The 20,697-nt window shown below is 36.9% G+C and carries 16 protein-coding genes; 11 read left to right on the top strand and 5 right to left on the bottom strand.

Annotated elements, in window-relative coordinates; all coding sequences use genetic code 11:
• Window positions 1-2 precede the first annotated feature (2 nt).
• Complete coding sequence (gene pdhA / locus DEX24_RS00270; protein ID WP_109304392.1) at window positions 3-1,115, bottom strand: pyruvate dehydrogenase (acetyl-transferring) E1 component subunit alpha; 1,113 nt, start codon at window positions 1,113-1,115, stop codon at window positions 3-5.
• A gap of 353 nt (window positions 1,116-1,468) precedes the next feature.
• Between pdhA and def the strand changes: the two genes are divergently transcribed.
• Window positions 1,469-2,026 carry a peptide deformylase gene (gene def, locus DEX24_RS00265; protein WP_109304391.1) on the top strand — a complete coding sequence of 186 codons (558 nt, stop codon included), beginning with the start codon at window positions 1,469-1,471 and terminating at the stop codon, window positions 2,024-2,026.
• A 154-nt stretch (window positions 2,027-2,180) separates the two neighbouring features.
• Here the strand turns inward: def and DEX24_RS00260 are convergent, their stop codons facing one another.
• Window positions 2,181-2,969 (bottom strand): Cof-type HAD-IIB family hydrolase, encoded by a 789-nt coding sequence (locus DEX24_RS00260; protein WP_109304390.1) that lies wholly within the window; start codon window positions 2,967-2,969, stop codon window positions 2,181-2,183.
• Window positions 2,970-3,294: 325 nt separating this feature from the next.
• On the opposite strand from DEX24_RS00260, the gene DEX24_RS00255 reads away from it, so the two are divergent.
• Window positions 3,295-3,504 (top strand): DNA-dependent RNA polymerase subunit epsilon, encoded by a 210-nt coding sequence (locus DEX24_RS00255; protein WP_109304661.1) that lies wholly within the window; start codon window positions 3,295-3,297, stop codon window positions 3,502-3,504.
• 4 nt (window positions 3,505-3,508) lie between these two features.
• On the top strand, window positions 3,509-5,176 hold the full coding sequence (rnjA, locus tag DEX24_RS00250) for a ribonuclease J1 (RefSeq protein ID WP_109304389.1): 1,668 nt from the start codon (window positions 3,509-3,511) through the stop codon (window positions 5,174-5,176).
• A gap of 443 nt (window positions 5,177-5,619) precedes the next feature.
• Here rnjA and DEX24_RS00245 read toward each other — a convergent pair whose 3' ends face one another.
• The 3 genes from DEX24_RS00245 to aceA form a co-directional block, all read right to left on the bottom strand.
• On the bottom strand, window positions 5,620-6,279 hold the full coding sequence (locus tag DEX24_RS00245) for a potassium channel family protein (RefSeq protein WP_109304388.1): 660 nt from the start codon (window positions 6,277-6,279) through the stop codon (window positions 5,620-5,622).
• Between the two features lie 679 nt (window positions 6,280-6,958).
• Entirely contained in the window at window positions 6,959-8,554 is a 1,596-nt protein-coding gene (gene aceB / locus DEX24_RS00235) for a malate synthase A (protein WP_109304660.1), read from the bottom strand.
• Window positions 8,555-8,671: 117 nt separating this feature from the next.
• The gene (aceA, locus tag DEX24_RS00230; protein ID WP_109304386.1) at window positions 8,672-9,949 is read right to left on the bottom strand and encodes an isocitrate lyase; all 1,278 of its coding nucleotides are present in this window, start codon (window positions 9,947-9,949) and stop codon (window positions 8,672-8,674) included.
• A gap of 244 nt (window positions 9,950-10,193) precedes the next feature.
• On the opposite strand from aceA, the gene DEX24_RS00225 reads away from it, so the two are divergent.
• The 8 genes from DEX24_RS00225 (at window position 10,194) to DEX24_RS00185 (ending at window position 20,610) form a co-directional block, all read left to right on the top strand.
• Window positions 10,194-10,868 carry a LytTR family DNA-binding domain-containing protein gene (locus tag DEX24_RS00225; RefSeq protein ID WP_109304385.1) on the top strand — a complete coding sequence of 225 codons (675 nt, stop codon included), beginning with the start codon at window positions 10,194-10,196 and terminating at the stop codon, window positions 10,866-10,868.
• Window positions 10,869-11,088: 220 nt separating this feature from the next.
• Entirely contained in the window at window positions 11,089-11,631 is a 543-nt protein-coding gene (locus tag DEX24_RS00215) for a helix-turn-helix domain-containing protein (protein WP_109304383.1), read from the top strand.
• Between the two features lie 20 nt (window positions 11,632-11,651).
• Window positions 11,652-12,758, top strand: coding sequence for an ABC transporter ATP-binding protein (locus tag DEX24_RS00210; RefSeq protein WP_109304382.1), 1,107 nt, complete (start codon window positions 11,652-11,654; stop codon window positions 12,756-12,758).
• The gene (locus DEX24_RS00205; RefSeq protein ID WP_109304381.1) at window positions 12,748-13,569 is read left to right on the top strand and encodes an ABC transporter permease; all 822 of its coding nucleotides are present in this window, start codon (window positions 12,748-12,750) and stop codon (window positions 13,567-13,569) included. Before DEX24_RS00210 ends, DEX24_RS00205 begins: the two co-directional genes overlap by 11 nt.
• Window positions 13,553-14,344 (top strand): ABC transporter permease, encoded by a 792-nt coding sequence (locus DEX24_RS00200; protein ID WP_109304380.1) that lies wholly within the window; start codon window positions 13,553-13,555, stop codon window positions 14,342-14,344. Before DEX24_RS00205 ends, DEX24_RS00200 begins: the two co-directional genes overlap by 17 nt.
• The gene (locus DEX24_RS00195; RefSeq protein WP_109304379.1) at window positions 14,344-15,420 is read left to right on the top strand and encodes an ABC transporter substrate-binding protein; all 1,077 of its coding nucleotides are present in this window, start codon (window positions 14,344-14,346) and stop codon (window positions 15,418-15,420) included. The genes DEX24_RS00200 and DEX24_RS00195 overlap by 1 nt, the downstream gene beginning before the upstream one ends.
• A gap of 534 nt (window positions 15,421-15,954) precedes the next feature.
• Complete coding sequence (locus DEX24_RS00190) at window positions 15,955-17,136, top strand: MFS transporter (protein WP_281288148.1); 1,182 nt, start codon at window positions 15,955-15,957, stop codon at window positions 17,134-17,136.
• Window positions 17,137-17,271: 135 nt separating this feature from the next.
• Window positions 17,272-20,610: a S8 family peptidase gene (locus DEX24_RS00185; protein WP_109304378.1), complete on the top strand. Its 3,339-nt coding sequence runs from the start codon at window positions 17,272-17,274 to the stop codon at window positions 20,608-20,610.
• Window positions 20,611-20,697 lie beyond the last annotated feature (87 nt).

The raw sequence follows: 20,697 nt of genomic DNA, 5'->3' as shown, positions 1-20,697 counted from the left end.
GGTTATTTCGACTCCTTCTCAGTGTAAATTTCTAGCTGTTCTTGTAAGTTATATGGTAATGCATCCGTATGCATTAAGTTAATTAGGTCTGTTACTTTTTGTTTTGCAACGCCATCAGCTTGTTTGATAGCTGCTTTAATTTCTTCTTTGGCGTTTTCGATTACTTCTGCTTCTTTTTCTTCTGTCCATAAACCTTTTGCTTCAAGGTATTTACGGAAACGTACTACAGGATCTTTTTTCTCCCATAAATTATCTGTTTCAGAAGTACGGTAACGTGTCGGATCATCGCCAGCCATTGTATGCGGGCCATAGCGATAACAAACTGTTTCAATTAGTGATGGGCCATCGCCAGCAACAGCACGATCACGCGCATCGCGTGTAGCGACATAAACAGCCAACGGATCCATACCATCTACTTGAATACTTGGAATACCAGCTGCTACACCTTTTTGAGCGATTGTTGTCGCTGAAGTTTGAACTTCGCGTGGTGTAGAAATAGCGAATTGATTGTTTTGCACGATGAAGATTGCTGGTGATTTGAAAGCACCTGCAAAGTTAATTCCTTCATAGAAATCACCTTGTGAAGAACCGCCATCACCTGTATAGGTTACAGCAACCGATTTTTTACCACGTTTTTGCATACCAAGTGCAACACCCGCAGCTTGTACATACTGTGCACCGATAATAATTTGTGGTGGGATAACGTTAACATCCTCTGGAATTTGACCGCCAACAAAATGTCCGCGTGACCATAAGAAGGCTTTGTATAGTGGAAGACCATGCCAAACGATTTGTGGTACATCGCGATAGCCTGGTAAAATAAAATCTTCTTTTTCTAATGCGTATTGAGAAGCGATTTGTGATGCTTCCTGTCCAGCTGTAGGTGCGTAGAAACCAAGTCTACCTTGTCTATTTAAAGAAATTGAGCGTTGATCTAAAATACGAGTAAATACCATACGTGACATTAACTCTACTAATTTTTCATCAGATAATTTAGGATCTAACCCCTCATTCACGATTTCGCCGTTCTCATTCAGAATTTGAACCATTTCAAACTTTGCTTCGATGTCTTTTAAGTTTTGAACTGGATCAAAGATATTGTTTTTAGAAGTCATCCTCTTACATCTCCTTTGTAGCTGTATTATTAAAATTGTTTTTTTTAGTGGTACAACTAATCTCTGTTCTCAGAATACTGAATTCGGTTTCATACGTCAATTACTTAATTCACGGATTTGACATATATTTTTTCTAGCATGCTGTATTATTATTTTTTATTTCTGTGTACTATAATACAGGTTGTAAAATTCTTCTTAATGTAGGACAGATTGCACCCTCCAAATAATATTCCCGTCCAAAGACCCGCTAAAACAATGGTAAATACTGACTTTCAGATTTTTTTATTGAAGCTCTCTGTCTATGTTGTATAATATACGGAAGAATAGATTTGTTGTTGAAAGGGAAGATATACATGATTTTAATGAAAGATGTCATTCGCGAAGGTCACGAAACCTTACGCAAAAAAGCAGCGGAAGTAACATTTCCTTTAAGTGCAGAAAATCGTCAACTTGGGGAAGACCTTCTGGAATTCTTAATTAATAGCCAGGATCCAGAAATTGCAGAAAAATATGATTTACGTTCGGGCATTGGTATTGCTGCTCCACAAGTAAATCGTTCTGTACGAATTTTCGCGTTATATGTTCCGAATGATCATGGTGATATGGTGGAAGAAATTGTCGTAAATCCTAAAATTGTCAGCCATTCAGTGGAACTTGCTTACTTACCAGGCGGCGAAGGTTGTTTATCCGTTGATCGAGATGTTACAGGTTATGTACCACGTCCACAACGTATTACAGTGAAGTTTTTCAACTTGGACGGTGAAGAAAAAAAAATGCGCCTGAAAAATCTACCAGCGATTGCGTTCCAGCATGAGCTAGATCATTTGAACGGTGTCATGTTCTACGATCATATTAATAAGGACAACCCTTATTTTGAAGTACCCAATTCACATCCTTTAGAAGACGAATAATTATTCGTTACGATTCAAAAAACACCTATCGTTGATTATTGGGTAGTTATTACCCGCCAACGATAGGTGTTTTATATTGCCAGTATCCATTGATTGCATAGGTTATTTATTATACGTTTCAAACAGCCCTATTGCCTCAAAAATACATCGATTTTTATTTTGTTAGTAAACCGAGCTTAACCATCGCATTCGCAAGTCCATCTTCATCCACATGATCGGTTACGATGCTCGCCACTTCTTTCGCTTGTGGTACAGCATTTCCCATTGCAACACTTGTCCCTTCTTGTGCTACCAGTTCCAACATTTCAACATCATTTAAACCATCTCCAAATACAATAACATCCGCCATTGTAAAATCAGTATGTTTGATAAACTGTTCAATGCCATACGCTTTTGAGACGTCATGATTAATCACATCATCTGAAAACTCATGCCAGCGTATAAAAGCCAACTCAGGAAAAGCTTCAATAAATGCCGGTTTCTGTTCTTCACTTATATATAGAAGACTTTGATAAATAGCGGTCGTCTTATAATGCTCTGCATCATGCTCTGGCATCGGATAAAATAACGAATCCATACTTGCTCGAACCTCGTCATGTTCCTTTGTCGCAGAGGTCATTTGATGTTCATCCAAATACACGATGGGGATATTATTTTCTTCTGCTTTTTTCGTTAAACGTTGTAACACATCGAGTGGAATTGGACGACTCGAAATAACCTGTCCTTTATAGACGACAAACTGCCCGTTAAAACTAATGAAACTGTCGACCTCTAGCTCATCGCTCACTTCTTTCAAAAAAAATGGCGAACGCCCTGTTGCAATTGCAACTTCATGCCCCTGCTCCCTAGCAGCTTTAATTGCATCTTTTGCCGATTGCGGTATTATTTTTTTCGTATTATAAAGCGTGCCGTCTATATCAAAAAACAATAATTTTTTGTTCATTTCCATTCAGCTCCTTTATTTATCCGTCAAGTAAAATAACTTTACTAAACATTCAAAAATTAGTATACTTTATATAAGGAGTGATTGCCATGTTCAAACGTTTGAGAAAACAATTATTGAAGAGGCTCCGTGGCTTGCTCGAAAAAAAATCAATAGCATAAATGAAGCGGTTGTTCAGTCATTTGAACGTTTTTACCTTCCCTTCTTCCATATGAAAAGATTTAGTCCTCATATTTTTGGGGGCTTTTCTTTATTTTATACAAGCATCATGATAATATATAGGAAATGCAATATATTTTGAACGTACTAAAGGAGAGCAAAAATGATGATCTACAAAGTTTATTACCAAGAAAGTATGCTTGATGTGCCAGTTCGCGAAAACACTAAGAGCCTCTATTTAGAAGCAGCAGACCCACGTGAAGTGCGTGAATTACTAGCACCTCGCAAATACAATGTCGAATTGATTCAATTGCTTGAGGGTAATTATTTAGCCTACGAACAAGCGAGCGAACATTATCACTTGGAGCAGTTCTAAGTAGATGAAATTCGTCAAAAATGACCAAACAGCGGTTTTCGCACTCGGCGGACTGGGCGAAATCGGCAAAAATACGTATGCTGTTCAATTCCAAGATGAAATTATCTTGATTGATGCAGGGATTAAATTTCCAGAAGATGACCTTTTAGGCATCGACTATGTAATTCCAGACTATACTTACCTTGTTAGAAACGTTGATAAGATTAAAGGTCTTTTTATTACTCATGGTCATGAAGATCATATCGGTGGTATACCTTACTTATTACGTCAAATTAACATCCCAGTATACGGTGGTAAACTTGCACTTGGACTGCTTAGAAATAAGCTAGACGAGCATGGTTTATTACGAACTACTAAAATGATTGAAATTAAAGAAGAAGATGTTATTAAATTCCGTAAAACATCTGTTAGCTTCTTTAGAACTACGCATAGTATCCCAGATGCTTTGGGTGTTGTTGTAAAGACACCACCAGGTAATATCGTACATACAGGAGATTTCAAATTTGATTTCACTCCTGTTGGCGAACCTGCTAATATTACGAAAATGGCTGAAATCGGTAAAGAAGGCGTGCTTTGTTTGCTATCTGATAGTACAAATGCTGAAGTACCTGATTTCACCATGTCAGAACGTAAAGTTGGCGAAAGCATTGACGATATTTTACGTAAAGTAAATGGTCGTATAATATTTGCAACATTTGCATCAAATATCCACCGTCTACAACAGGTTACGGATGCAGCTGTTAAATTTGGTCGTAAAGTAGCGGTCTTCGGTCGTAGTATGGATAATGCTATTAACATCGGTCGTGAACTTGGCTATATTACTGCTCCAAAAGAAACATTCGTAGATACGCAAACATTAAATCGTCTTCCTGCAAATGAAGTCATGATTTTATGTACGGGTTCTCAAGGTGAACCAATGGCAGCACTTTCTCGTATTGCTAATGGTACACACCGTCAAATCCAAATACAACCAGATGATACTGTTGTATTCTCTTCTTCACCAATACCAGGTAATACTACAAGCGTTAATAAAATTATTAACCTTCTTTACCGTGCTGGTGCTGACGTAATTCACGGTGCATTAAACAATATCCATACTTCTGGTCACGGATCACAACAAGAACAAAAGCTTATGCTTCGCTTAATTAAGCCAAAATTCTTCCTACCAATCCACGGTGAATACCGCATGTTGCGTATGCACGCTGGATTAGCGGTAGACTGTGATGTCCCAGAAGAAAATATTCACATTATGGAAAACGGTGACGTGCTAGCTCTTAGCGCAGACGAAGCACATGTTGCGGGTCGCATTCCTTCAGGTGATGTTTATATTGATGGTAATGGTATTGGTGATGTTGGTAATATCGTACTACGCGATCGTCGCATCCTTTCAGAAGAAGGACTTGTAATCGTTGTCGTAAGCGTAGATATGGACAGTCAACGCATTGTTTCAGGCCCAGATATTATTTCTCGTGGCTTTGTCTATATGCGTGAATCAGGTATGATGATCAACGAAGCACAACAAATGCTAAATCGTCATCTGCAAGATTCATTAAAAGATAAGACGCCTCAATGGTCTGACCTTAAAAATGAGATTACTGATGTACTAACACCTTATTTATTCGAAAAAACAAGAAGACGTCCAATGGTCCTTCCGATCATTATGGAAGTTTGATTATAAAATAATAAAGAGCTTGAAAATCCATTGGATTTTCAAGCTCTTTTTTGAGTTCATTTATACGCCCTACGATAATTGATGATTTTATACTATTACTTAAAGTTGTCAATCACTAATTCCTACTTCACGCTACCCATTCATACGCTGAACAATGAGTAGATTATGCAATTGATCTGCTCTCATTTTGGTTATTCAATGACTTTTAGAAAATATTTATGATATAGGTGAATTTAGATGATTCAACTTGTTTGGGCGAAGATTTTCTTGAATACATTATATGTGCCTATAGGAAAGTATTCGTTCAAAATAACTGAAGTAAAAGCTAGCATGATTTAAAAGAACCAAACCACGTCACCTCAACACGTAACACAGAATCTAAATAAGAGACGTGAAAGACCAGGCACGCAACTACAAGGAAACACAATATGACATGAAATCCATTAATGCATCATTTTTTTCTCAAAGCGACTAATATCAACATCTGCTCCGATGACGATTAAAATATCACCTTCTTCAATTTTCTCATCTGCACTCGGCGAAACATTAATATCATCACCTCGTTTAATCGCAACGATATTAATACCATAGCGTACACGTATATCTAACCCAATAATCGTGTGACCAGCAAGTAAGTGATTGGCTTTAATCTCCATAATGGAATGTTCATCAGACAATTCTAAATAATCGAGAACATTATTGGACATCATATTATTCGCAATACGAATCCCCATATCACGCTCTGGATGAACGACATGATCTGCACCAATTTTCCTTAGCACTTTTTCATGATAGTCATTTTGCGCTTTCACCGTAATCTTTTCCACACCAATTTCTTTTAACATTAACGTCGTTAATATGCTAGATTGAATGTCATCTCCAATCGCAACAATAACATGTTCAAAGTTACGAATACCTAACTGCTTCAAAACCGTTTCATCTGTCGTATCAGCCATTACTGCCTGCGTTGCAATCTGAGAAAATTCATTGACGCGATCCGAAGATTTATCGATTGCCATAACATCTGCACCCTGATGTACAAGTTCATTGACAATACTTCCTCCAAAACGACCAAGTCCTATAACAACAAACTCTTTTTTCATAAGCCTATCCTCCGATTTCTACATCTAACCACTGCTTCCTTCATTCTACCAAAAATAATGACAAGAAGAAAATATAGTACGATAACTAGATCAGTCTACCTCTATGGATTATTATAGATATTGGGGTATTAAAACAATTCATGTTTTAGAAAAATAGAAATAGCGTAAGCTTTCCGCCGACAAGTAACACACTCTTGTTTTTCGGCAGGAGTCCTCACCATTTCTTTTAATCATGATGAATAGTTCAGGATTAAAAAATGTTTTAGTCACAAAAATTGAAAAAATGGCAGGCAAGTATGTTTTTTTTATAGAAATACCAAACAGTATAAAGAAGTTGGTTTACATACTAAATAGCCCTTCCTAACGAGTAACACATAAAAAAGATCTTCAGAAATTTCTGAAGATCTTTTTGTGATTTCACAACGACTTTTTTCGTAGTAAAAATGGCGTTCTTCTTCACATACACTATAGGGTGAGCTATGTTGGTGGACATAGCTCAGAAGAAATTTGATTATAAAATGGATAATTATGCCTCGCAGATGCCCATACAACGTTCACATTCGTACAGAGTTGATTCGACTTGCTCTTTAATTTCGCATCCGCACTCACGACATAATTTTAGGTCAGCTTGATTTTTTATTTGATTTTGGTTTTGCATGTAGATCTCCTCCAATGTGTTTTAGATTATTTTTTTATAACTAGAAGTAGTTAAAAATTCCTCGAAATTCTCTTGAACAATTAGCTTCGTGAAAATTTCTGCTGCTTCTTCTAATTTACTTGTTTTATAAGACTGCTCGCCGAACTGTTCTTCCAACTTATACAACTCTTGACGTAAAATTTCGATGAACAGCTCCACTGTTATATCGCGGCCATCGTCCAGATAGCCATGCTCATGACGAATCCATTGCCAAATTTGCGTGCGTGAAATTTCTGCTGTCGCAGCATCCTCCATTAGATGGTTGATTGGCGCCGCCCCATTTCCCCGCAACCAAGATGCAATATATTGGACACCCACACTACTATTAATACGCAAGCCTTCTTCAGTAATCGTCCCTTTTGGAACTTCTAATAGATCAATCGCTGTTACATGAACGTCTTCACGTTTGCGATGGATTTGATTTGGTGTTGGCATATATTCATTAAATTGCTCCAATGCAACTGCTACTAAATCTGGATGGGCTACCCAAGTACCATCATGTCCATCAGTTGCTTCACGGCGCTTATCGTCTCTCACTTTTGCAAAGGCTGCTTCATTTGCGCTTATATCATTTTTAATCGGAATTTGTGCCGCCATGCCTCCCATTGCTGGAGCATTACGCTTATGGCAAGTTTGGATGCACAACAATGAGTAAGCTTTCATAAATGGTGATGTCATCGTCACCTGACCACGATCTGGTAAAATCACTTCTCCCTTATTGCGCAGACGTTTAATATAGCTGAAAATATAATCCCATCGACCGCAATTTAATCCTGCTGAGTGTTCGCGTAGTTCATATAAAATTTCATCCATTTGAAATGCTGCTGTAATTGTTTCAATGAGTACCGTCGCTTTAATCGTGCCTGTTGGAATATACAATTCTGATTCTGCAAAATTAAAAATATCATTCCATAACCTTGCTTCTAAATAGCTTTCAAGCTTTGGTAAGTAAAAATACGGACCACTATTAGCATCAATAGACGCTTGTGCATTATGGAAAAAATAAAGACCAAAATCGAAAAAGCTTCCTGCTATTTGCTCACCATCAATTTCAATATTTTTTTCATTCATATGAAGACCACGTGGACGAACAAGCAGTGTTGCTATTTCATCATTTAATGTATATTGCTTACCATTCTTCGGATTTTCAAAAGAGATAGTTTTTGCAACAGCATCCTTCATATTTTTTTGCCCTTCTATCATATTTGCCCAAGTTGGTGATGTCGCATCTTCAAAGCAAGCCATAAACATTTTCGCGCCTGAATTTAACGCATTGATGACCATTTTACGATCTACTGGACCTGTAATTTCTACGCGGCGATCTTGTAAATCATCCGGCAATGGAGCGATTGTCCAATCTCCTTTGCGAATCGCTGCTGTTTCCGGTAAAAAATCTAATGTACCGCCATCATCAAGAGCGCGTTGTCGTTCTTGACGTGCTTCCAATAATTGTAGGCGGCGATTATTAAATTGTTTGTGTAAAGAAGCAATAAAATTCAATGCTTCCGGGGTTAGAATTTCCTGAGTCGTTACATTTTGCTGACCAATAATTTTGATTGTCGCTGATGTTTGCTGCATCGTCATCATCCCTCACTTTCCATTTTTCCAAAATGATTATAAAAATGCTGAGGTTGTAAGCGATTTACTGCCTTGTAAATCCCTCAGCACATTATAATTGTGTTGTCATTGAATGTCTTAAATGAATTGTGCTGTTTCAGTTGACCCCTTCATAGCTGTCGTAGATGATGTGCCACCCGAAATAACTTGAGATACTTCATCAAAATAGCCTGTACCTACTTCACGTTGATGCTTAGTAGCTGTGTAACCAGCTGCTTCATCAGCGAATTCAGCTTGTTGAAGTTTAGAGTATGCTGCCATCCCGTTGTCACGGTAGTCATTTGCTAATTGGAACATACTATGATTTAATGCATGGAAACCAGCTAATGTTACGAATTGGAATTTATAGCCCATTTTACCTAATTCAACTTGATATTTTGCAATTGTTTCTTCATCAAGATTCGCTTCCCAATTAAATGATGGTGAGCAATTATATGCGAGCATTTTATCAGGGAATTTTGCATGAATCGCATCTGCAAATTTCTGCGCTTCAGCTAAATCTGGTTTTGATGTTTCACACCACACTAAGTCAGCGTAAGGAGCATATGCTAAACCACGTGAAATCGCTTGATCAATGCCTGGTTTTGTGCGAAAAAAACCTTCTGGTGTACGTTCACCAGTGATGAAATCTGCATCGCGTGGATCAATATCGCTTGTTACCATATCTGCAGCATCTGCATCTGTGCGAGCAATAATAATCGTATTGACACCTGAAACATCTGCCGCTAAGCGAGCTGCTACTAGATTACGAATTGCATTTTGAGTAGGCAGCAATACTTTACCGCCTAAATGGCCACATTTTTTCTCAGAAGCTAACTGATCTTCTAAGTGGATTCCCGCCGCTCCCGCTTCGATCATCCCTTTAATTAATTCGAAAACATTTAATGGACCACCGAAACCTGCTTCTGCATCTGCTACAATTGGAGCAAACCAGTCAAAATCGTCATTACGTCCTTCTGCATGGTCGATTTGATCTGCGCGTTGTAAAGCTTGGTTAATACGTTTAACTACTTGTGGCACCGAGTTTGCCGGGTATAAAGATTGATCGGGATACATTTGACCAGAAATATTAGCATCTGCTGCTACTTGCCAACCGCTTAAATAAATTGCTTTTAACCCCGCTTTTACTTGTTGCATCGCTTGGTTACCTGTAAGGGCACCTAATGCATTTACAAAATCTTCTTCATGGAGTGACTGCCAAAGACGAGCTGCACCTTTTGTCGCTAATGTGTGCTCAATAACAACTGAACCACGTAATTTTAAAACGTCCTCTGCTGTATAAGGTCTTTCAATTCCTAACCAACGTCCGTCCTGTGCCCAATTCTCTTGTAATTCTTTGATTTGTTGTACTGTCATTTTAGCCATCTCCCTTTATTTTATGGTGCTACCTCGATGAGTAGTCAAAACGATAACAAAGCTTTATAGTATAGGTACGACCTATTTTTACCATTTATTGTTGCATAACAGTTATCGTTGTTGTAAACTACTATATAACAAAGATTAAAAGTTGTACTATTTTTATGACGAAACACTATTTTTTTATGATGAACGATACTATAACAGGATGAATGACTATGAAATCTAGGAGGATGAGCGATATATGGAGTCTATTTATAACCATTTAGCGAGTGATGTTATAGTACAGTATGCGTCTTTATTACATGATTGGATGCCCAATGAAGCAACGATAGCCATCTCAATGGAAGATACGTATATTTATTACGCACCAAAACAAATTGATATTCAAATTCAAGCTGGTCAACAAATTGCCGTTGATAGTATCGCTTATCAAGTAAATGATAGCGCTCACAAAATAGAAGCTTTGTTGACTAGTCCTATGAACAATCAACTTTATCTGGGCGTGGGCTACCCCATTACAATTTCGCATAAAAAAGGTGCTTTGATTATCGTTCTTCCTCCAAACTTTCATAAAATAGAGAGCTATAAACCTTTACATTTTATAACAGGACGATCTGATGATGAGTGGTTACCCATTCCAATAGAAGAAGTTTCCTATTTTGAAAGCCTCAACAAAAAGAATTGGTGTTATCAAGCGAATACTGCCTTTCAAGTATCTTTAACGATGAAGGACTTAGCAAATCGACTACCCGATTACTTTATCCGTATTCATCGTAGCTACATCGTAAATATTCGTAATATTTCGAAAATAACACGTGACTTCGCATCAAATCTCCTGATTGTTATGAAGGATGGTCAGCAGTTACCAGTATCTCAATCCTATGTTTCTACAGTGAGAAAAGTGTTGGAATTCTAATTCATTCAAGCGCATTGCCGATTAGCGTCATTGGCATATGCGCTTTTTTTGTTGTTGTTTTTTTACCATTAAAATATTTTTAATTTTTTTAGGCAAAACGGTTGAAAAAAAAACTGTATTTTGTATAATAGATAACGGTTTAAGTAAACTCAAAGTTCGGTTAAAGTAAACTTTGAAATCTATTAGTTTACGTATAGTAAACTTTCGAGGAGCAAGATTCATGCAAATCGGCAAAAAAATTAAGCGTCTCCGACTTCAAAAAGAATTAACACAAGAAGAACTCGGAGAAAGAACGGATTTATCAAAGGGGTATATTTCTCAATTAGAACGAGATTTAAACTCGCCTTCTATCGAAACATTATTTAATTTATTGGAAGTTCTCGGTTCTACACCCAAGGAATTTTTTGATGATGATGCAGATGATCAGAAGGTAGTCTTTACGTCAGAGGATCAAACTGTCTACGCAGACGAAGATAAAAAATATACGATCCAATGGCTCATCCCTACTTCCAATGAAAAAGAAATTGAGCCTGTCATGTTGACCTTTGAGGAGCAAGGTGAATTCAAGCAATTTGATGCTTCCCCTTCTGAAACATTCATCTATGTTCTTGAAGGGCGAATTCGCCTTGTACTCGGAAAAGATGAATTTATTGCAACAGCAGGAAATTCAGTTTATTTTGATGCAACGGATAGTCATCAATTATTCAATGCATTTGCAGGAAAAACTCAAATTATTTTAGTCCCAACCGCATCATATTTGTAACTTAGGAGGCCCAGTACATCATGTCAGAAAACACGATTATTTCCTTCGACAATGTATCCAAGTCATACAGTGACGGTACAGTTGTTTTGAAGAATGTTAGCTTTGAGCTTGAAAGAGGTAAATTTTATACATTACTAGGACCATCTGGTTGTGGCAAAACGACGATTTTACGTCTAATTGCAGGGTTTATAGAGGCTACACAGGGTGATATTTTCTTTAATGGTAAGAAAATCAACCATGTACCTGCTAATGAACGTCAAGTAAATACAGTCTTTCAAGATTATGCTCTATTCCCCCACTTAAATGTTTTTGAAAATGTGGCCTTTGGACTGCGCATTCAAAAAATTTCAGAAACCGATATTAAACGCCGTGTAGAAGAAGCACTGAAGTTCGTTAACCTGATTGGCTACGGCGTACGTGAAATTCAAGAGATGTCCGGTGGTCAAAGACAGCGCGTCGCAATTGCCCGTGCTATCGTCAATGACCCTGAAATCATTCTATTAGACGAGCCTTTATCAGCATTGGATTTAAAGTTACGTACAGAAATGCAATATGAATTGCGTGAACTGCAACAGCGTTTAGGCAAAACATTTATCTTTGTGACACATGATCAAGAAGAAGCGCTTGCAATGAGCGATGAGATTTTTGTGTTGAATGAAGGGAATATTGAACAAAGTGGTACACCTGTTGATATCTATGACGAACCAATTAACCGTTTCGTAGCAGATTTCATTGGGGAATCAAATATTATTTCTGGCATCATGGAACAGGATTTTGTTGTGAGCATCAATGGCAAACCCTTTGAATGTGTCGATCAAGGTTTAAATCCACATGAAAAAATTGATATTGTTATTCGCCCAGAAGATTTAGAAGTGACGACTGTCGACAAAGGGAAATTTGTCGTGACGGTGGATTCACAGCTATTCCGCGGTGTACATTATGAGCTATCTACGTATGACGAAGCTGGAAATGAATGGCTTGTCCATTCATTGAAGCAAGCTGATGTTGGTGCAAAAATCGGTTTGAACTTCGATCCTGAAGCAATTCATATTATGCGTTTAAATGAATCTGAAGAAGACTTTGACGCTAGACTAGAATCATATGGAGAAGACCCCGATGAAAAATAAAGGGAATGTATTTTCACTCATCCCCTATTATGCTTGGATTATTTTGTTCGTTATCGCACCAATCATCTTAGTCGGCTATTATTCATTGCTTGATTTAGATGGTCATTTTACATTAATGAACTACAAGCAATTTTTCACGAGCGTCTATTTACAAATGACATTAAGTTCATTTTGGTATGCATTTTTAATTACATTTTTTACGCTTCTTATCTCGTATCCAACAGCCTATTTAATAACAAAATTAAAACATAAACAATTATGGTTAATCTTAATTATTATTCCTTCATGGATTAATCTATTATTAAAAACATATGCGTTTATTGGTATTTTTGGCAATAAGGGACCAATTAATTCATTCTTTAATTGGATTGGTCTTGGGGATCAACAAATTCTCTTTACGAGCTTTAGTTTCGTATTTGTATCTGTCTATATTTTCATACCATTTATGATTCTTCCTATTTACAATTCTTTAGATAAATTAAATCCAGCACTAATGGATGCTGCAAAAGATTTAGGGGCTTCTCGCCTCACAACATTCCGTCGTGTTATTATTCCATTAACTGCCGATGGTATCAAAGCAGGGATTCAAGCCGTATTTATACCTGCCTTATCATTATTTATGATTACGCGCCTTATCGCTGGTAATAAGGTCATCACATTAGGGACAGCAATTGAACAGCAATTCCTCGTAACACAAAACTGGGGAATGGGTTCGACGATAGCAGTTTTCCTTATTATCGTCATGTTCATCATCATGTTCCTTACGGGTTCAAAAGAGAAGGGAGAGGCTAGAAATGGAAAAACTAAGTAAAACATCCAAGCTTTATTTAACATTTGTTATGGTTGTGCTGTATGCACCGATTTTCTTCCTCATCTTCTATTCTTTTAATAGTGGTGGCTCGATGACAAATTTCAAATCTTTCACATTGACTCATTATAAAGCAATATTTGAAGATGACCGCCTGATGGTTATTTTGATTAATACGATAATCGTCGCTTTATTATCTGCACTATTATCCACAGTTATCGGTACGCTCGGCGCCATTGGCATCAAATCGATTCGCAATCGTAAATTCCGAAATACAATACTGTCGATGAATAATGTTTTAATCGTTAGCCCTGATGTTATTATTGGTGCGTCCTTCTTGATTCTTTTTACGATGGTCGGCATTAAACTAGGATTCTTATCCGTACTGTTAGCACATATTGCGTTCAGTATACCCATCGTTGTAATCATGGTATTACCAAAACTGAATGAGATGAGTAATTCACTGATCGATGCTGCAAAAGATTTAGGTGCTTCGAAGCGCGATATTTTAACGCGCGTCATTTTACCTTATATTAAACCAGGTATTTTTGCTGGTTTCTTCATGGCACTAACCTATTCTTTAGATGACTTTGCTGTGACATTTTTCGTGACAGGTAATGGATTTAGTACATTATCCGTTGAAATATACTCAATGGCTCGTGCTGGTGTATCCTTAACGATCAATGCGCTGTCTGGTCTCGTATTCTTCGTAACCATTATTCTTGTGCTAGGTTATCATTTCCTAACGTTGCGCAAAACGAAGGGAGTACGTAATTAATGAAATCAATGGTGCGTATTACCATCGGTATTTTAGCCGTATGTGGTATTTTATTTTATATTGCACATGCCTTAAATCAGTCATCTGGGGCAAGTGGGAAAAAAATTCTCACTGTCTACAACTGGGGTGAATATATCGATCCTTCACTTCTGAAAAAATTTGAAAAAGAAACAGGTATTCACGTTATTTATGAAACATTTGATTCCAATGAAGCCATGATGACAAAAATTGAGCAAGGTGGCACAAATTATGATATTGCTATTCCTTCAGAGTATACAATTGAACAAATGAAGGAAAAAGATTTATTGCTACCTATCGATCATAATAAAATCATGAACTTACAAAATATTGATGAAGATTTCTTAGATCTTCCTTTTGATAAAAAAAATAAATATTCCATCCCTTATTTCTGGGGAACGGTTGGTATTGTTTACAATCCAAAATTACTCGGTAAAGGCTATGACTTTGATAATTGGAACGACCTTTGGGATCCATCCTTAAAAGGTAAAGTTGTCCTAGTAGACAGTGCACGTGAAGTGATGGGTGTTGGATTAAATAGCATGGGTAAATCACTTAATTCTACCGATTCAAAAGAATTAAGTGCAGCAACAGATAAATTGATTAAAATGGCACCAAATGTCAAAGCGATTATCGGTGATGAAGTGACACAACTAATGATTAACGAAGATGCAGCTGTCGCACTAACTTGGTCAGGGCAAGCAGCAGATATGATGTTTGAGAACGAAGATTTAACATACGCTGTTCCAAGCGCTGGCTCGAATCTCTGGTTTGATAATATGGTTATTCCACGCACTTCAAAAAATTTAGATGGTGCACATAAATTTATTAACTTTATGCTCAACCCCGAAAATGCTGCTCAAAATGCAGATTATGTTGGATACTCAACGCCCAATAAAGCGGCGATGAAGCTCCTTGATCCAGAAGTTATTTCTGATGAACGGTACTACCCTTCAAAAGAAACACGTAAAAATCTTCATGTCTATAAAAATTTAGGTCTCGAAAAAATAGGTGAATACAATGAGTATTTCCTAAAATTTAAAATGGCGATTCGCTAATAATCATGCTTGTGTTCCCTATTTCGAGCCTGAGACAAACGTATTTTCAACAGAGAAAATCCCGTATGATTTTTCGAAATCATACGGGATTTTTCATTCCAATCTATTTCCGCAGGAGTCGTTTTCTGTACGTTCACTTGATTTGATGATTCGTATTGGAAACATACTATTTTTGTTCTGTCCCAGGCGATTTTTACTTTACGAATAAAGACGATACATGACGATTTATTACTTCTTTCCAGAGTCGTTAGTTTAAATTCTACGAAAAGGAAGCGTCATGGCTATATAAAGTCACACTGTTACGCTATATGTTTAGTTGCTTCTCCTATGCCAGTACCTACTCAATACAAATGATATTCATTATTTGATAGAAGAAATCCAATGCTTTTTCGCTACTATTTAATTATAACTGAGCGATTTTCCGTTTTTTCTGAAGGTGATAAAAATTGATTAAACAAATATAGACCGTTATACTCATACATATGCACTTTATTTAGTATATCGAAATACATATTTCAAAGGAGCCTACTATATTTGGAGAAAAAATATAAATTATCTTTAGTATTATTAATGTTTATCATGTTTATTTCAATGAGTGGTATAGGCTTAATCATCCCCATTATGCCTACTTATTTGAAGGGTTTTGGTGGTGAAGGAACAGTACTTGGTTTTTTAATCGCCAGTATCGCACTAGCACAATTTATTTTTTCACCATTAGCAGGGACAATGTCCGATCGTTATGGTCGTAAAAACCTCATTATTATTGGTTTGATTATTAATGGCATTTTTATGACGATGTTTGGTTTAGCCAACCATCTATATGAACTTTATATTTTCAGATTTCTAACAGGTGTTGGATCTGCCTTCATCACACCTCCTGTTATGGCCTATGTAGCTGACATTACGACCGGTAAAGAACGTGGAAAAGCGATGGGTCTGATTGGCGCAGCCATTTCATTTGGCTTTATGATTGGTCCAGGTATAGGTGGTTTATTGTCCAATGTCAATATGCACTTTCCCTTCTTTGCCGCTGGTGGTGCGGCCATTGTCGCGGCCATACTAACCGTATTTTTATTGCCTGCAACTAAACCTGTATTAGTACAAGAAAAAGGCATTGGCAGTGGCAATATTATTCGCGATATGAAAACATCCTTCTCGACATCTTATTTCGTTTTATTAGTCGTCGTTTTTATTTTCACGTTTGGTATCGCCAATTTTCAATCTTCCATGTCGATGTTTTTAACCTATAAGTTTAGTTATAGTCCCAATGAAATAGCACTTATTCTCACAGCTGGTGGTTTCGCAGGTGTTATCGTACAGTCATTATTACTCGCCAAATTATTCAAAAAATTTGGTGAAATGCGCATTATTTTATTCAGTTTAATTATTGCTGCAATTTTCACCGTATTGATGGTCTTTGTCAGCGGATTCTTCTTAATTTTAGTTGTTGCTACGATTTTCCAAACAGCCACTACACTCATTCGACCAGCAGTGAACACATTGATCTCTTATTCAGCGGGTAAAGAGCAAGGATTTGCCTCTGGCATGAATAACTCTTATATGAGCCTTGGTAATATGATTGGTCCTGCTATCGCGGGTACGCTTTTTGATATCGCGATGCCTATTCCATTCCTACTGGGTGGCGTTGTATTAATATTCTGTTTTGTTATCACCTATATATGGAGTAAAAAAAGTCCTATTACAACTGCATCATAACTATCGTTTATTTTTTAAAGCTGTTAGGCTGCAATATGACAAACTCATATTGCAGCCTTTTTGAGTATTTTTTTACATTTTAACCCATAAATTACTATTTTATGTTACCATTATCTTTAGAAAAGGAGTGAGATTATGTCAAAAAAACAGTTCAAGGTAGCAAAACTTATAGTAAGCTTGTCTATTGTACTATCGCCAATCCTCATGTATTCTACAGCTGTTGAAGCAGTGACGCCCTTTAAAACAGTGCAAACTACTGAAAATACCACAAATGAAAACTTTAAAGTAAATACCTTAACCGTAAAATATAAAACAACTTTAACAACTAGTGAACTAACAAAAATGCACGCTAAAGTGATAAAAAATATACCTACGTTACAGTATGCTATTCTCGCATTTCAAAGTAATAAAGCGATGAAAAAAGCTTCGGTTCAACTTGCGAAAAATAAGAAAATCATCTCAATTTCTGCAAGTCCATTATACAAAACAACGGCAACAAACGATCCAAAAGCGAAAAAACAGTATATGCATGATTTATTGCAGACAGACGAAGCGCAAAAATTAGCTGGGAAAAACAAAGTGAAAGTAGCAGTCATTGATGAAGGAATCGATGCAAATCATCCAGACTTATTAGGCATTGTTTCAAAAACAAAAAATAGTAGTAACCCACTTCAACCTGTATCAGTAGGTTCACATGGTACACATGTTGCTGGTATTATTGCTGCGAAAAAAGGCAATGGCATCGGTGGTTACGGCATCAATCCACAGGCTGAAATTTTAGGCTATGATGTCTTTGACGGTTCGGACCTCGCCTTTGAATATATTATTTCTACCGCTATTATAAAAGCCACAGATGATGGCGCTAAAATTATTAATATGAGCCTTGGCTCTTCTCAGCCGTCCGACTTAATGAAGGATGCCGTACAATATGCGTTAGATAAAAATGTCGTAATCGTTGCTGCTGCTGGTAATTCAGGTAGTGATTCAAAAGAGTATCCTGCTGGTTACGAAGGTGTTATTAGTGTTGGTTCTGTAGATGATAAAAAAGTATTGAGTACTTTTTCTTCATACAATGCCTCGATGGATATCGTCGCTCCTGGAGGAGACATCTACTCATCAAGCTACGATGCAAAAAGAGGTTCAACATTTGAAACCATGTCTGGCACTTCAATGGCGAGCCCAGCAGTAGCAGGTGCAATCTCTTTACTAATAGCAAAAAATCCAACACTTACAACGGATGAAATACGTTATATTATGACAAAAACAGCGACTGATTTAGGTGATAAGGGCGTTGATCTAAACTATGCAAATGGCTTAATCAATCCTGTTGCAATGTTGAAGTATGATACGAAGAAAATTCCAAAATTCATAAAAAAATCATGGTCAGATAAAATGGTTAAACAAGAAGCTACTATAGTGAAGGCTAATAAACAATTGACAGGAAAATTAAGTCAGCCATTTGAACAAAAATGGGTGAAAATCCCTGTCACCAAAGGTCAACCCATACAAGTCGAGTTACAAGGTTCTGCCAGGTCCGATTTAAAACTGTCATTAAAATGGTTTTCAACTGATGAAGACACGACGATTTCAACCACTGTAAAACGTCAAAAAGTGGGTCAACTTGAAGCGAAATTTATCCGATCACCAATCAATGGCGAATTAGCCATTGGTATCAACGACATCAATAGTTATTACAGTACAGACCCCTATTCTCTTATTATTAAAAGTGAGGATTTGATGGCGGATGAGTCATCAAGGGATGAGCCCATACCACTCACAAATTTAGATGAAGGAATTGTAAATCAATACTTCCAAGATTTTGATGATCAAAAAGATGAGGATGTTGTCACATTCACAGCACAGAGTGATAAATTCACAGAAGTCACTTTATCCGCTATTCCAAATTCACAGACAACCATTGCTGTTTATGAGGTTCGACCTGACCAAAATCTAGAAGAAGAAGATTTATATAGCAACGAAATTATCCCACAACTAGCCAGCAAGAGGAATGAACCACTTCAAGCATCATTTGAAACCAAAAAAAATCATCACTACTATATTGTAACGAGCAATGAAAATATATTTACTTTCGAATCAATTTTTGAAGAAATGCCAACAACTGAACCATCTGAAGCCTCCCTAACGCCTTATTCATTGGTATTTAAACAAAGAGACCCTATAGCCGATGAAGATCGTTTAATGAAATCTCCTGAGACAGATGAATTACAGCTTCGCAATGATTCGGATGAAGATTCGGATCTTACTGTAGACTCACTGGCATTAGTCGAAACATATGGGCAGCCATTTAGCCTTACAAAACCAACTCATGGCTATTTATCCGATATTCATGATCTCGACGGTTACTACTTTACAACGGATTCAACTTCTGAAATATGGATGTTTGATATTTCTGCTAATAAACATGCGATACCTTCTATTTTATTGTATGAAGTAAATAATCGTCTGAATATCGACGGTAGTGAGCGCGTTGATTATGATCTTGTGACAGATAATTATTCAAATGATCTTGTGATGGATGGAACTATGATACCTATTGCTACAAAACCCAATAAAACCTACCTAATGACCGTTTCCTCAATGGATAGTGCCATTGGCTTTGATGGTTATACAATTTCACCGCGTTCTATTATGAAAAACACGGAAGATTTATATGAAGATAATAACGATTTTGATACAGCGGCTCCCCTGCCTTCTAGCGGTTCACTGATTGCCAACACTGCCAGTTTTAACGACATTGATCATTACTACTACACTGCACCCAAAACCGGTATTGTTAGCATTAACTATGCACTTAAAAAATTATCTAAAACAGCAGACAAAAAAATCCCTACTCTTCTACAAAATCAATATTTATCGATCATGGTACTTATAAAAGATACCAATAAAAATAAAAAAGTCGAGCCATATGAAGAAGATTCGAGCATCTTATTAATGGATGTGAAAAATGACTTATCACTAGCAAGTTCTCTTGAAGTGAAAAAAGGAGAGCGCTACTTTATCTCTGTCATCCCATTATTATTTGAAAACTTTTCATTTTCTGTTATGCCTTACGAATTAAAAATGGTTTCTGCAACGATGAGCGACGAAGATCAAGGGAATAAAGTAACAAAAAACCAGCCTTCCAAACCGATTAAACTACTGAGAAAATCAACACGTATTTATGAAAAAACAGCTTATATGAATACTGGATTGGCGAATGGCGATGTCGATTGGTTTACTTATCAATCACAAAAACCGGGTAAATCAACTGTGACACTTACAATACCTCAAGATTTAGATGGTGTACTTGAAGTATATAAAGATGGTAAACGTCTCGCAAAAAGTGATTATTACGGTAAGGGTGACGCAGAAATCATTATATTAACAATGAGAAAAGGACAATATGATTTCAAAGTGACTGAACGTCAACAACAAGCCTCAACCAATCACTATAAATTAACAATCAAGCGCTAATATAGCTTTTTGTTAAAAAATAATACGCAGCTATCAATTATCTGCTCGTATTTCTCATTATCCAGTGGCTCTACACTTCAAGCATTT

The organism is Kurthia sibirica (assembly GCF_003143975.1).
Taxonomy (GTDB): domain Bacteria; phylum Bacillota; class Bacilli; order Bacillales_A; family Planococcaceae; genus Kurthia; species Kurthia sibirica.
Note: the sequence above shows the minus strand (reverse complement) of the source record. Positions and strands in the feature narration are given on the sequence as shown.

Excerpts from the sequence above, each read along its gene's own strand:
- pdhA (WP_109304392.1), bottom strand. The coding sequence starts at position 1,115 with ATGACTTCTAAAAACAATATCTTTGATCCAGTTCAAAACTTAAAAGAC.
- def (WP_109304391.1), top strand. The coding sequence starts at position 1,469 with ATGATTTTAATGAAAGATGTCATTCGCGAAGGTCACGAAACCTTACGC.
- DEX24_RS00260 (WP_109304390.1), bottom strand. The coding sequence starts at position 2,969 with ATGAACAAAAAATTATTGTTTTTTGATATAGACGGCACGCTTTATAAT.
- DEX24_RS00255 (WP_109304661.1), top strand. The coding sequence starts at position 3,295 with ATGATCTACAAAGTTTATTACCAAGAAAGTATGCTTGATGTGCCAGTT.
- rnjA (WP_109304389.1), top strand. The coding sequence starts at position 3,509 with ATGAAATTCGTCAAAAATGACCAAACAGCGGTTTTCGCACTCGGCGGA.
- DEX24_RS00245 (WP_109304388.1), bottom strand. The coding sequence starts at position 6,279 with ATGAAAAAAGAGTTTGTTGTTATAGGACTTGGTCGTTTTGGAGGAAGT.
- aceB (WP_109304660.1), bottom strand. The coding sequence starts at position 8,554 with ATGCAGCAAACATCAGCGACAATCAAAATTATTGGTCAGCAAAATGTA.
- aceA (WP_109304386.1), bottom strand. The coding sequence starts at position 9,949 with ATGACAGTACAACAAATCAAAGAATTACAAGAGAATTGGGCACAGGAC.
- DEX24_RS00225 (WP_109304385.1), top strand. The coding sequence starts at position 10,194 with ATGGAGTCTATTTATAACCATTTAGCGAGTGATGTTATAGTACAGTAT.
- DEX24_RS00215 (WP_109304383.1), top strand. The coding sequence starts at position 11,089 with ATGCAAATCGGCAAAAAAATTAAGCGTCTCCGACTTCAAAAAGAATTA.
- DEX24_RS00210 (WP_109304382.1), top strand. The coding sequence starts at position 11,652 with ATGTCAGAAAACACGATTATTTCCTTCGACAATGTATCCAAGTCATAC.
- DEX24_RS00205 (WP_109304381.1), top strand. The coding sequence starts at position 12,748 with ATGAAAAATAAAGGGAATGTATTTTCACTCATCCCCTATTATGCTTGG.
- DEX24_RS00200 (WP_109304380.1), top strand. The coding sequence starts at position 13,553 with ATGGAAAAACTAAGTAAAACATCCAAGCTTTATTTAACATTTGTTATG.
- DEX24_RS00195 (WP_109304379.1), top strand. The coding sequence starts at position 14,344 with ATGAAATCAATGGTGCGTATTACCATCGGTATTTTAGCCGTATGTGGT.
- DEX24_RS00185 (WP_109304378.1), top strand. The coding sequence starts at position 17,272 with ATGTCAAAAAAACAGTTCAAGGTAGCAAAACTTATAGTAAGCTTGTCT.